Origin of the sequence: Micromonospora arborensis, assembly GCF_003205615.1 — a bacterium.
GTDB classification, from domain to species: Bacteria; Actinomycetota; Actinomycetes; order Mycobacteriales; family Micromonosporaceae; genus Micromonospora; species Micromonospora arborensis.
In genome coordinates this window covers 371,041-383,489 of sequence record NZ_PYBV01000005.1, presented here as the reverse complement: position 1 = coordinate 383,489, position 12,449 = coordinate 371,041, and the positions used below count along the sequence as shown (strand labels likewise).

11 protein-coding genes are annotated in these 12,449 nt (G+C 70.8%); 9 read left to right on the top strand and 2 right to left on the bottom strand.

The window, feature by feature from the left end; genetic code table 11:
• Nucleotides 1-8 precede the first annotated feature (8 nt).
• Nucleotides 9-368 (bottom strand): YraN family protein, encoded by a 360-nt coding sequence (locus C7C45_RS04780; RefSeq protein WP_110562394.1) that lies wholly within the window; start codon nucleotides 366-368, stop codon nucleotides 9-11.
• Between the two features lie 381 nt (nucleotides 369-749).
• Here C7C45_RS04780 and C7C45_RS04775 point away from each other — a divergent pair, with 381 nt between their 5' ends.
• From C7C45_RS04775 to C7C45_RS04740, 8 genes are all read left to right on the top strand, one after another.
• On the top strand, nucleotides 750-1,877 hold the full coding sequence (locus C7C45_RS04775; protein WP_244200242.1) for a hypothetical protein: 1,128 nt from the start codon (nucleotides 750-752) through the stop codon (nucleotides 1,875-1,877).
• A gap of 680 nt (nucleotides 1,878-2,557) precedes the next feature.
• Nucleotides 2,558-3,475, top strand: coding sequence for a 30S ribosomal protein S2 (gene rpsB / locus C7C45_RS04770; RefSeq protein WP_110562392.1), 918 nt, complete (start codon nucleotides 2,558-2,560; stop codon nucleotides 3,473-3,475).
• A 131-nt stretch (nucleotides 3,476-3,606) separates the two neighbouring features.
• Nucleotides 3,607-4,434 (top strand): translation elongation factor Ts, encoded by an 828-nt coding sequence (gene tsf / locus C7C45_RS04765; RefSeq protein ID WP_110562391.1) that lies wholly within the window; start codon nucleotides 3,607-3,609, stop codon nucleotides 4,432-4,434.
• A 161-nt stretch (nucleotides 4,435-4,595) separates the two neighbouring features.
• Nucleotides 4,596-5,363, top strand: a complete 768-nt coding sequence (gene pyrH / locus C7C45_RS04760) for a UMP kinase (protein WP_110562390.1) — start codon at nucleotides 4,596-4,598, stop codon at nucleotides 5,361-5,363.
• 82 nt (nucleotides 5,364-5,445) lie between these two features.
• Nucleotides 5,446-6,003 (top strand): ribosome recycling factor, encoded by a 558-nt coding sequence (frr, locus tag C7C45_RS04755; protein ID WP_110562389.1) that lies wholly within the window; start codon nucleotides 5,446-5,448, stop codon nucleotides 6,001-6,003.
• A gap of 321 nt (nucleotides 6,004-6,324) precedes the next feature.
• Nucleotides 6,325-7,740 carry a phosphatidate cytidylyltransferase gene (locus tag C7C45_RS04750; protein ID WP_110562388.1) on the top strand — a complete coding sequence of 472 codons (1,416 nt, stop codon included), beginning with the start codon at nucleotides 6,325-6,327 and terminating at the stop codon, nucleotides 7,738-7,740.
• 104 nt (nucleotides 7,741-7,844) lie between these two features.
• Entirely contained in the window at nucleotides 7,845-9,002 is a 1,158-nt protein-coding gene (rlmN, locus tag C7C45_RS04745) for a dual-specificity RNA methyltransferase RlmN (RefSeq protein ID WP_110562387.1), read from the top strand.
• Between the two features lie 31 nt (nucleotides 9,003-9,033).
• A complete protein-coding gene (locus C7C45_RS04740) occupies nucleotides 9,034-10,290 on the top strand; it encodes a DivIVA domain-containing protein (protein WP_110562386.1) in 1,257 nt (418 codons plus the stop codon).
• 83 nt (nucleotides 10,291-10,373) lie between these two features.
• Here C7C45_RS04740 and C7C45_RS04735 read toward each other — a convergent pair whose 3' ends face one another.
• Entirely contained in the window at nucleotides 10,374-10,595 is a 222-nt protein-coding gene (locus C7C45_RS04735; protein WP_110562385.1) for a DUF2631 domain-containing protein, read from the bottom strand.
• Between the two features lie 197 nt (nucleotides 10,596-10,792).
• Between C7C45_RS04735 and C7C45_RS04730 the strand changes: the two genes are divergently transcribed.
• The gene (locus C7C45_RS04730; protein ID WP_110562384.1) at nucleotides 10,793-12,373 is read left to right on the top strand and encodes a Rieske 2Fe-2S domain-containing protein; all 1,581 of its coding nucleotides are present in this window, start codon (nucleotides 10,793-10,795) and stop codon (nucleotides 12,371-12,373) included.
• The last annotated feature ends 76 nt before the right edge of the window (nucleotides 12,374-12,449 follow it).

Sequence of the window (12,449 nt, the reverse complement as noted above, 5' to 3'; positions counted from 1 at the left end):
CGCGCATCTCAGAACGCGCCCTTGAGGTGGTCGACCTGGGCTGGGCCGGCGTCGGGCAGCCGTACCGACAGCACGTCGAAACGCACCTCGTCAGCGGTCGTGCCGGTCTCACTCAGCCACCGTGCGGCGAGCCCCCGCAGCCGGCGGGCCTTGGACGGCACGACCGCCTCGGCCGGGGTGCCGAAGTCGTCGCCCCGGCGGGTCTTCACCTCGCAGAAGGCGAGCACGGACCCGTCCCACGCGATGATGTCGATCTCCCCGGTCGAGCAGCGCCAGTTTCGGACGATCGGGCGCAGCCCTGCCTCGGTCAGGTGCCGGGCGGCGCACCGCTCGCCGTACGCGCCGACCGCCTGGTTCCGCTTCGTCATGGCCGGCACGGTGCCCGACGAGGCGGACGCGCTGCGACCCCGGCGACGGCCGCCTGTGGACAACGGGTGCCTTGTGGACAACCGCACGATCAAGCCCGGCTGTGCTACGGCACCCGCGCGGGCCGGGGGCTGGCGTAGAACCGCCGACGCGCCACGGCGAGTTGCCCCAGGCCCCGCCGGGCTTCTGCTCCCACGCAACGGGGTTGACCGACGCAGCATCAAGTGATCAGGCGCGGGTCGGCTCAGCCCCGAGCCGGTTGAGCCCCGAGCCGGTTGAGCCCCGAGCCGGTTGAGCCCCGAGCCGGTTGAGCCCCGAGCCGGCTCGACCCCGGGGCCGGGGTTGAAATGGCGCGGGAGCAGTCGGTCGCATACGGTGCCGACGTGGACGGACGACGGAGCTTTCCCGAAGATCAGGAGTCGCGTTGGTATCCCGAGGAGCGGGGTCGCGGCTTCGGCGAGTCGGAGTGGCGTGGCGCGGGTGAACAGCGGTACCGGGACAACGAGGTTCCCGAGCAGCGCGCTGCCGAGGAGAGTCGCTACGGCGAGGACACCGGCGCCGGCCGGCGCCGCGAGCCCGACTCCGGCCGCTCTGGCGCGGTGGACCCGGGTCGTCTCGGTTTGCCGGAGCCGGACTCGGGGCGTTTTGGCGCGGTGGACCCGGGTCGTCTCGGTTCGTCGGAGCCGGACTCGGGCCGCTTTGGCGTGGTGAACACCGGCCGTTTTGGTTCGCCCGAGCCGGACTCCGGTCGCTTTGGGGCCGTCGACGCCCAGGCTGCTCGTTTCGGTACGGCCGAGGCCGACTCCGGGCGGTTTGGGGCGGTCGACCCGCTGTCGGACGCACGGCCGGAGGCCGACGGTTACCGGGCTGCCCGCTCACGGCGGACGGACCGGGATCCCTCGGAGATCTCCGGTGAGCTGCCCGGTCGCCGGGCGGCCCGGGAGCCGGGCGCAGCGGGTCCCCCGCCGACGGTAGGCAGCCGCGAGGCACCCGCCGGTGCGGGAACGCCGCCCACCGACACGCCCGCCGCGGTGCTCGCCGACCAGGCGCGTCCGGCCCCGCTCGGCGGGTACCCGATCATCGAGCCGACCCGGGGCGGCGGCGAGACGCCGCACCCGCTGGAGATGCCGACCGGCCCGATGCCGGGGATCAGCCCCCGCACGGACCTGCCCGCGACGGAGCCCTCGGTGTACCCGGCAACGGCCGACGGCGTCTACCGGACTCGGCGGCCCGTGCTGGCCGTACTCTTCGCTCTGCTGGTGTTGATCTTCGAGATTCCCGCGTTGCGGGTGTTGCTGGCCGGGGTGACCGGCGATCCGGTGGACGCCGGGAACGTGGTGGTGGGCATCGCCCTGGTCGCCGGTCTGCCGATCTTCGCAACCGGGCTGTACGGGCTACGAACCGGAGGTTTGGCGCTCGGCGACGGCGGTCGGGGCTGGCTGCGCCCGCCCACTGCCTACCTGACCGTCGGCCTGGTGCTCTTCGTGGCCGCCGCGCTCGCCGCCAACTGACCCGCGCTCGCAGCCGGCCCGCCGCGGCTGCTGATTCCGCCAACAACCAGGAAATAGTGGCCTCCGGCGACGCGGAGGCCACTATTTCCATGTTCTGGGGCGATCTTCCAGAATCCCGGGCCGAGACTGCTCGCATGATCGACTCGATATCGGCGTTGTGGCGGTATCGCGCGGCTTGGATGCCCCACCATCGGCGGTGTTGAGTCGATCAACCCTCGGCGGCACCGGTGGCCCGGAACTCCGGCACGGTCACACGCGGGGCGGCGCCCCGCGCGTACCCGGGGGCGGGGGCACCCCGTGCGTACCCGGGGCGGGCCCCGCCCCGCGCGTATCCCCGGGGCGGGGACGGCACCCCCGGGCGTCCCCACCCCGCGCGTGCTCCGGGCGGGGACGGCACCCCCGGGCGTCCCCACCCCGCGCGTGCTCCGGGTGGGGGCGGCACCCCCCCGGGGCAGCTCGCGCGTACCCGGGGGCGGCTGAACGGGTGAGGGGCGTACACTGGCCAACTGGCGACCGCCTCGTGCGGTCGACCTCGCGCGCCCTCTTCACGAATCGTCGTGGAGCGACGGCCTCCCTGGTCCCGATCTTGATCGGGTCCACCATGGGTCGGCGACCAGGCGCCAGGACGCCCGGCCACCGGCCGGGCGTGACAACCAGGGATCTTGAGGAGTACCCCAACCATGGCCGTCGTGACCATGCGCCAGCTGCTGGAGAGCGGTGTCCACTTCGGGCACCAGACCCGGCGTTGGAACCCGAAGATGAAGCGCTTCATCATGACCGAGCGCAACGGCATCTACATCATCGACCTGCGCCAGACCCTCGAGTACATCGAGAAGGCGTACGAGTTCGTGCGTGGGACCGTCGCCGAGGGCGGCAGCATCCTGTTCGTCGGCACCAAGAAGCAGGCCCAGGAAGCGATCGCCGAGCAGGCGACCCGGGTCGGCCAGCCGTACGTGAACCACCGCTGGCTCGGTGGCATGCTGACCAACTTCCAGACGGTGTACAAGCGGCTCCAGCGGATGAAGGAGCTGGAGGGTCTGGGTGACCTGAGCGGCACCGCCGCCGGTTACACCAAGAAGGAGACCCTGCAGCTCTCCCGCGAGAAGATCAAGCTGACCCGCACCCTCGGTGGTCTGCGGGACATGCAGAAGCTTCCCGCCGCGGTCTGGATCGTCGACACCAAGAAGGAGCACATCGCCGTCGACGAGGCCCGCAAGCTGGGCATCCCGGTGATCGCGGTCCTGGACACCAACTGTGACCCCGACGAGGTCGACTTCCCGATCCCGGGCAACGACGACGCGATCCGTTCGGCCGAGCTGCTGACCAAGGTCGTCGCCGCTGCCGTGGCGGATGGTCTGATCGCGCGTTCCGGCCGTCGCCGGGGCAACGACGAGAAGCCCGAGGGTGTCGCGAGCGACGAGCCGCTGACCGAGTGGGAGCGCGAGCTGCTCGAGCCGAAGAAGGCCGACGAGTCGGCCGCCCCGGCTGAGCAGCCGGCCGCTGCCGCCGCCGAGCAGCCCGCCGCCGAGCAGCCCGCCGCTGCGGAGCAGCCGGCGCAGGCCGCCACCGAGCAGCCGGCGGCCGCCACCGCGGAGTGATCGCACCGTCGCTGCCCCGCTGTCCGTTTCGGGCCGGGGGCAGCGACGGTACGCCGGGCACGATCCGCCCGGATCCGGGTAACCGGCACCTCTGACCATCCACACGCCGTCTCAACATCGAAGAGAGAGCCATGTCCCAAATCACCGCCGCAGACGTCAAGAAGCTCCGCGACCTCACCGGCGCCGGCATGATGGACAGCAAGAAGGCGCTGACCGAGGCCGAGGGCGACTTCGACAAGGCCATCGAGATCCTGCGCGTCAAGGGCGCCAAGGACGTCGGCAAGCGGGCCGGTCGTACGGCCGCCAACGGCCTGGTCGCCCACTCCGGCAAGGCGCTGCTCGAGCTCAACTGCGAGACCGACTTCGTCGCCAAGACCGAGTCGTTCATCGCGCTGGGCCAGCAGCTGGTCGAGCACGGCGAGCGCGTGGGCGTGAACACCGCCGAGGAGCTGCTCGCCACCGAGCTCGACGGCAAGGTCGTCGCGGACCTGATCCAGGAGCAGTCCGCCAAGATCGGCGAGAAGCTGGTGCTCAACCGGTTCGCCCGGGTCGAGGGCACCACCGCTGTCTACCTGCACCGCAAGGCCCAGGACCTGCCGCCGGCCGTTGGTGTGCTGGTGTCGTACACCGGCAAGACCGACGAGGCGGGCGACGCCGACGCCCGTGGTGTGGCCATGCAGATCGCCGCGATGCGGCCGAAGTACCTCACCCGGGACGAGGTTCCGGCCGAGGTCGTCGAGTCCGAGCGGCGCATCGCCGAGCAGACCGCTCGCGAGGAGAACAAGCCCGAGGCGGCCCTGCCGAAGATCATCGAGGGTCGGGTGAACTCCTTCTTCAAGGACTACGTCCTGATCGAGCAGTCGTCCGTCGCCGACAACAAGAAGTCCGTGAAGCAGACGCTGGCCGAGGCTGGCATCGAGGTCACCCGCTTCGTGCGGTTCGAGGTCGGCCAGGCCTGAGCCGCCACCGGGCGCCGCGAGCGCCCGTGGGCAGGAGACGTCAACGAGGAGGCCGCCGGTGTACGTGACAGGCACCGCGGCCTCCTCGTCACATAGGGTCGGCAGCGGCAGGTTCGCGGTACGCGCCGCACGGGGCGTGCGCGTGGGGAAGGGCGGGGCGGATGACGCAGGTTGTGAGTGACCGAACGCTGGCGATGGACGATCCGACGGCACCGCCGCCGGGACGTGCCCGCCGGGTGGTGCTGAAGCTCTCCGGTGAGGTGTTCGGCGGCGGCGCGATCGGTGTCGACCCGGACGTCGTCCAGGCCATCGCCCGGCAGATCGCCACCGTGGTCCGCCGCGGTGTGCAGGTCTCCGTGGTGGTCGGCGGCGGCAACTTCTTCCGTGGCGCGGAGCTGCAGAAGCGCGGGATGGACCGGGCCCGCGCCGACTACATGGGCATGCTCGGCACCGTGATGAACTGCCTCGCGCTGCAGGACTTCCTGGAGAAGGAAGGCATCGAGACCCGGGTGCAGAGCGCCATCACCATGGCCCAGGTCGCCGAGCCGTACATCCCGTTGCGGGCGATCCGCCACCTGGAGAAGGGCCGTGTGGTCATCTTCGGTGCGGGCGCGGGGATGCCGTACTTCTCCACCGACACGGTGGCCGCCCAACGGGCTCTGGAGATCCGGGCCGACGTGGTGCTGATGAGCAAGAACGGCGTGGACGGCGTCTACACCGCCGATCCCCGGATCGACCCCACCGCCAGCAAGCTCGACTCGATCACCTTCTCCGAGGTGCTGCGCCGCAACCTGCGGGTGGCGGACGCCGCGGCGTTCAGCCTCTGCATGGAGAACGGCCTGCCGATGCTGGTCTTTGGTGCGCAGGGTGACGACACCATCATCCGCGCGGTGGGTGGCGACAAGATCGGCACCCTGATCACCGCCTGAGTCTCGCCGACGGCGATGGCAGCGGCGGTCTGACGACTTTCAGCAGAGCCCACGACGAGCACAGAAGGAGGCGAGGAGACCGGTGATCGACGACACCCTCCTCGAGGCCGAGGAAAAGATGGAGCGTGCGGTTGAGCACGCCAAGGAGGAGTTCGGCGCCATCCGTACCGGTCGCGCCAACGCCGCCATGTTCTCCAAGGTCATCATTGACTACTACGGCACGCCCACGCCGCTGACCCAGATGGCGTCGATCGCGGTTCCCGAGCCGCGGATGGCCATCATCAAGCCGTACGACAACTCGCAGATCAACGCGATGGAGAAGGCGATCCGCGACTCGGACCTCGGGGTGAACCCGAACAACGAGGGCAACCAGCTGCGCATCCTGCTCCCGCAGATGACCGAGGAGCGCCGCCGCGACATGATCAAGGTGGCCCGGCACAAGGGTGAGGAAGCCAAGGTGGCGATCCGCAACGTCCGCCGCCGAGGCAAGGAGGAGCTGGACCGGGTCGTCAAGGACGGCGAGGCCGGCGAGGACGACGGTCGCCGCGCCGAGAAGGAACTCGACGACCTGACCCAGCGCTACGTCGCCAACATCGACGACCTGGTCAAGCACAAGGAAACCGAGCTGCTCGAGGTGTGATCGTCCGCCCGCCGTGCGGGTGAGGTGCTCCGAGGTCCGTCCTCCGTGCGGGGGCGGGCCTCGTGCCGTACGCCGGTCGGGGGAGTGGCCCACGGGGCAGATGGGCCGTCCTGTGTCGGCGGGGCTACGGCCGTGGCCGTGCCTCGTCCGCCATGCCCGTGCGGCGGGTGCAGTAGGCTCTGCAGGATTCCCGGCCACCGGGCGGTGAACACCGGGAATCGACCGACCGTCGGGGCGGTCAATCGGAGGAACATCGCGCGTGTAGGGGATGCTTGTGGTCTTGCGTCATGTGGTGGTTCTCGTGCCGCGTCGCGGTGCGTGATGTCCCACCCCGACCCCTACGCCAGCGAGCCCCGAGGCTGGGACCGCCCGGAGCACCCGGTGACGCTGCCCTGGCCCGATCAGGACCTGGACGCCGGCCAGTGGAACGGCCGTCCGGCCGCCGGCTCTGAGCTGTACGCCGATCCGCACACCCGGCCGCACGCCGACCCGCACCCGACGGACCCGTACGACGAGCGTGGTCGTGCGGTCCGTCCGGACGATCGCTTCGACGACCGCGACCGGCACGATCGTTTCGGCGACCGGGACCGGTACGAGGACGACCGGAACCAGCCCGACCGGTACGACGACCGGGGTCGCGCAGGCCGCTACCTCGACCGGTCGCCCGCCGTTGGCGACGGGCCGAGGGGTTTCGACGGCCCGGACCGGGGGCGGTTCGACGAGTCGTCCCGTTTCGACGGCCCGGAGCAGCCGGAGCAGGGCTTTCCGGCCCGTGTCGACGACCCGGGTTATCCGACCGAGCAGCTCGCGCCCGTCCGGGCCGACCTGGCGCCGGACGAGGTCCCGGCGCCGACCGGTCGACGGCCGAAGGGTCGACGCCGGGCCAGCGCCGACCGACCGGCCACCCAGCAGGTGGGCAATGGGCGGGCCGGCCGTAATCTCCCGGCGGCGATCGGCGTGGGGCTCGGCCTCGGCGCGCTGATCGTGGTGCCGCTGGTGTTCTTCCCGTTGGCGTTCCTGCCGGTGATCGCCGCTGCCATCGCCATCGGCATCTGGGAGATGGCCCGGGCAGTTCGGCGCAGCGGCGCCCACCCGCCACTCGTTCCGCTGCTCGCCGGTGGTGTGCTGACCGTGGGTCTGGCCTGGTTCGCGGGCCCGGACGCGCTCAGCCTGGGGCTGCTGGTCACCGTGCTGGGCACCATGATCTGGAGGCTGGGCGACGGCCCGGCCGGTTTCCAGCGGGATATCACCGCGGCCACCCTGATCACCGTCTACGTGCCGTTCCTCGGCGGTTTCGCGGCGCTGCTGGCGGCGGCCCCCGACGACGGCCCGCGGCGCATCCTGGCCACGCTGATCGCGGTGGTCCTCTCCGACACCGGCGGGTACGCGGCCGGTGTCTCCTTCGGTCGACACCCGATGGCGCCGTCGATCAGCCCGAAGAAGTCCTGGGAGGGTTTCGCCGGTTCGGTCACCGCCGCGGCCCTGGGCAGCGCGCTGCTGCTGTGGCTGATGTTCGAGGTGGCCCCCTGGTGGGGTGCCCTGTTCGGGGTGGCGGTCTCCGGCGCGGCGGTCCTCGGCGACCTGGCCGAGTCGATGATCAAGCGGGATCTCGGTGTCAAGGACATGAGCAACCTGCTGCCCGGCCATGGCGGTCTGATGGACCGACTGGACTCGATCCTGTTCGCGGTGCCGACCGCCTACCTGCTGCTGGCGATCTTCGTGCCGGTGGTGAGCTGAGGCATGAATCACGGTGTCCCGGTCATCCGGCTCCACCGGTCGGGGCCTGTTCGGCACCTCCGGATCGGCAGTTGCCGCCGAGGGCGTGACACACTGGACCAGCCATGACGAGCCTGCCGTTGATCCCCGCCCTCTCGGACGCCCCCGCCGCGCGCCGGGCCTCCATGCCGCCGAAGCACCTTGCCGACCTGGACCTGGCCGGCCGCCAGGCGCTGGTCACCGAGTTGGGTGAGCCAGCTTTCCGTGCCAAGCAGGTCTCGAACCACTATTTTGGGCGGTTGGTCCGCGACCCGCAGGCCATGACCGACCTGCCTGCGGCGACCCGGGAACGACTGTCCGAGCAGTTGCTGCCCCGGCTGCTCACGCCGGTGCGTGAGCTGGCGTGTGACGACGGCGCGACCCGCAAGGCGCTGTGGCGGCTGCACGACGGCGCGCTGGTGGAGAGCGTGTTGATGGGCTATCCGGACCGCGTGACCGTCTGCATCTCCAGCCAGGCGGGCTGTGGCATGGCCTGCCCGTTCTGCGCGACCGGCCAGGCCGGGCTGACCCGCAACCTGTCCACCGCCGAGATCGTCGACCAGGCGGTGTATCTGGCCGGCGTGGCGGCGTCCGGTGCCGTCGCCGGTTCCCCGCCGCGGTTGTCACACGTCGTGTTCATGGGCATGGGCGAGCCACTGGCCAACTACTCCCGGGTCATCGCGGCCATCCGCCGCCTGGTCAGCCCAGCTCCGGAGGGGCTCGGCCTGTCCCAGCGGCACATCACCGTTTCCACGGTCGGCCTGGTTCCGGCCATCCGCCGACTGGCCAGCGAAGACCTCTCAGTGACCCTTGCGCTGTCGTTGCACGCCCCCGATGATGATCTGCGCGACGAACTCGTGCCGGTAAACCAGCGCTGGAAGGTTGCTGAGGTGCTGGACGCGGCGTGGGACTACGCCGCCCGCACGGGCCGTCGCGTGTCGATCGAGTACGCGATGATCAAGGACGTGAACGACCAGCCGTGGCGAGCCGATCTGCTCGGGCGGCTGCTGGCCGGCAAGTTGGCCCACGTGAACCTCATCCCACTCAATCCGACGCCGGGCAGCCGCTGGGACGCGAGCCCGAAGCCGGTTGAGCGGGAGTTCGTCCGGCGGTTGCGCGACGCCGGGGTGTCCACCACCGTACGGGACACCCGAGGTCGCGAGATCGACGGCGCGTGTGGTCAGCTCGCCGCCGCCGAGGACAACGACACCTTCACCGACCGCGCCGGAGAGGCACCGGCGTGACCGGGCGTGGCGAACGAGACCAGGAGACATAGTGGCGAGTCAGGGTCAGCGTTTCCGGCGCAAGGCGCTCCGCCGGGGATACAAGGTCGACGAGGTGGATGCCTTCCTCGACCGGGTCGAGGCGACGCTCGACGGCCGACAGGTCGGTGCGCCGGTGGCCTCGCAGGAGGTCCACGACGTCGTCTTCCGGGTCCGTTTCAACGGCTACGACGAGTGGCAGGTCGACCTGCACCTGGACCGGGTCGAGCGGCAGTTGGCCGAGCTTGAGGAACGCAACAGCGCCGGCCGTGGCGGCGACCCCCGGATGGGCCCACCGGATCGCATGGGGCCGCCGATGCGCGATGACCGGGGCATGATTCCGCAGCCGATGCCGCCCCGGCCGATGCCCGCGCAGGCCGGCCCGCCCGCCGACCGCTACGGCCGCTACGACGAGCCCACCGGTGCCTTCGCCGGCGGGTACGACGCCCCCCGCGGTGGTTACGACGCGCCGCGCGGCCCGGGCGGCCCCGGCCCGATGGGTCCCGGCGGCCCGATGGGCCCGGGTCCGATGGGTGGCCACGGTGTTCCGCCGCGCGGCCTGCCCGCCGGCCCCACTGGTTACGGCCCGGACGACCAGCGCGGCCCCACTGGTTACGGCCCGGACGACCAGCGCGGCCCCGGTGGTTACGGCCCGGACGACCAGCGCGGCCCCGGTGGTTACGGCCCGGACGACCAGCGCGGCCCCGGTGGTTACGGCCCGGACGACCACCGTGCTCCCGGTGGGTACGGCCCGGACGACCAGCGCGCCCCCGGTGGCTACCCGACGGAGGAGCCGCGCTTCGACGGCTTCGAGGCCGGCCGGCACGGCCGCACCGACATGACCGCCGAGATCCGGATGCCGGAGCGGGACCTGCGCGACATGCGCCGGGGCCCCGCCGGTCCGCCTCCGATGCCGCAGCAGGGCATCGGAGGCCCGCCGATGGCTGGTCCGCCCGCCGTTGCCGGCCCGCCCATGGGTGGCCCGCCGATGGGTGGCCCGCCGATGGCCGGTCCGCCCGGCAGCGACCTCTACCGGGTCGACCAGATCCGCCGTAGCTTCCAGGTCCGCCGGTTCGGCAGCGGGTACGACCCGGACCAGGTGGACCGGTTCTTCGACACCCTGCTCGGTGGCATGCAGCGCCGCAATCCGATGCCGGTGGACCCGAAGGACCTGGACACGCTCCGGTTCGGCCTGGTGCCCGGTGGCTACTTCGAGGCCGAGGTCGACGCCGCGCTCAAGGACGTGCAGGACATCCTCTTCGGGCGCTGACCCCGACACGTACGGACGAGGGCCCGTCCCCGGTGGGGCGGGCCCTCGGCGTACGGTGGCCGGTCGTCCGGCGGCTGGTCGGGTCAGGAGCGCAGACCGTTGCGCCGCAGCACGGCGTCGCCGATCACGATGATCAGCAGCAGTGCGGCCAGGCCGATCAGCCAGATGTCCTCGACCTTGCCCTCGTGGTTGCCGCAGATCATCGCCAGCAGCGCCAGCGCGGACAGCACCGCGCCGATCCGCCCGAGCTTCCGTTGCCCGGGCTTGTGCTGGTCTGGCGACGTTACCGGCTCGCTTCCTGCCACTGTCGGTCCTTCCCTCGCGATCGGATCTTTGGTTAGTCTGGCACGCCTCGTACGCGGTGCGGTGCGGTGGGGGTTTCCCGGCCATCAGCCCTGCCGACCTGGGCCGAACGACACTACCGGCGTCGCAGGGCGGCAGTCAGACTCACTCCGGTAGCGTTTGGCGTACACCTGATTGTCTGTTTGAGGGGGACTGTGCGGTGCGAGTGACCGGAACCGGGCACGCCAGCATGCGGATCGACACGGCCGCGGGCAGCATCCTGTGCGACCCGTGGGTCAATCCGGCCTACTTCGCCTCGTGGTTCCCTTTCCCGGACAATTCCCTGCTCGACTGGGAGAGCCTGGGCCAGGTCGACTACCTGTACGTCTCCCACCTGCACCGGGACCACTTCGACGCGAAGCACCTGCGGGACTTCGTCTCCAAGGACGCCACCGTCCTGCTGCCCGAGTTCCCCACCTCGGAGATGGAGGACGAGTTCCGGGCGCTGGGCTTCACCAAGTTCCTGAAGGCCCCCAACGAGCAGGTGGTGGAGCTGCCCCGCGGTCTGAAGATCATGATTCAGGCGTTGACCAGCCCGACCGACGGGCCGATCGGTGACTCCTCGCTCTGGGTCGAGTACGACGGGGTGCGGCTGCTCAACCAGAACGACGCCCGCCCCACCGACCTGAGTGTCTTCGCCGACCTGGGGCACGTGCACGCGCACCTGCTGCAGTTCTCCGGCGCGATCTGGTACCCGATGGTCTACGAGCTGCCGCAGGCGGCGAAGACGGCGTTCGGCAAGCAGAAGCGTGACCGGCAGTTCGACCGGACCTGGCGCTACATCGACGACCTGAAGGCCGACCACGTCTTCCCGATCGCCGGCCCGCCGTGCTTCCTCGACGACGCGTTGTGGCAGTTCAACGACATCCACGGCGACGAGGGCAACATCTTCCCCGACCAGTCCGTGTTCCTGTCGGAGTACGCCAAGGTCGGCGGCACCAACGGCATCGTGCTGCTGCCGGGCAGCGTCACCGAGGTCACCACCGAGGGCGCGACCACCACGCACCCGGTGCCGGTCGACGAGTTCTTCGCGAACAAGGTCGCCCACCTGGAGGAGATGCGGGAGCGCAAGCGCCCCGTCATCGAGGCGGAGAAGGCGTCCTGGCGGCACCCCGAGGTGGACGTGCTCGGCCAGATGAAGCAGCGGATCGAGCCGCTGCTCGAAGAGTCGATCTACCTCGCCAAGGGTGTGGGCGGCCCGGTCCGCTTCGACCTGGTCGGGTACGACGGCGAGAGCGTCGAGTCGATCGTGGTGGACTTCCCCGGCAAGGAGGTCCGGCCGTACGCCGACGAGAAGGTGCGCTACCGGTTCCGTACCGAGCGGGCGCTGATCGAGCACCTGCTCTTCATCGACGAGGTCGACTGGGTCAACTCACTCTTCCTGTCCTGCCGGTTCTCGGCGGCCCGGATCGGCCAGTACAACGAGTTCGTCTACGCGTTCTTCAAGTGCCTCTCCGAAGAGCGGCTCCAGTACGCCGAGGGCTGGTACGACGAGCACGAGCGCAGCACCGACGCCGAGGACATCACCCTGGGCGACTGGGTGGTGCAGCGGCGCTGCCCGCACCTGAAGGCGGACCTGACCCGGTTCGGCATCGTCGAGGGTGACCAGCTCACCTGCCAGTTGCACGGTTGGCGCTTCGACCTGCCCAGCGGTCGTTGCCTGACCAGCGTCGGCCACAAGGTCCGCGCCCACCGGGTGGACGCGGAGGCTCCGGCCCCCGCCGGCGAAGCCGTGATCTGACCCCCTTCGTTGATCATGAGGTTATTGTCACGACTCGCCGACACGGCAGGCAATAACCTCATGATCAACGAGGTGG

Excerpts from the sequence above, each read along its gene's own strand:
- rlmN (WP_110562387.1), top strand. The coding sequence starts at position 7,845 with ATGACGAGCCTGCCGTTGATCCCCGCCCTCTCGGACGCCCCCGCCGCG.
- tsf (WP_110562391.1), top strand. The coding sequence starts at position 3,607 with ATGTCCCAAATCACCGCCGCAGACGTCAAGAAGCTCCGCGACCTCACC.
- C7C45_RS04780 (WP_110562394.1), bottom strand. The coding sequence starts at position 368 with ATGACGAAGCGGAACCAGGCGGTCGGCGCGTACGGCGAGCGGTGCGCC.
- pyrH (WP_110562390.1), top strand. The coding sequence starts at position 4,596 with ATGACGCAGGTTGTGAGTGACCGAACGCTGGCGATGGACGATCCGACG.
- C7C45_RS04750 (WP_110562388.1), top strand. The coding sequence starts at position 6,325 with ATGTCCCACCCCGACCCCTACGCCAGCGAGCCCCGAGGCTGGGACCGC.
- rpsB (WP_110562392.1), top strand. The coding sequence starts at position 2,558 with ATGGCCGTCGTGACCATGCGCCAGCTGCTGGAGAGCGGTGTCCACTTC.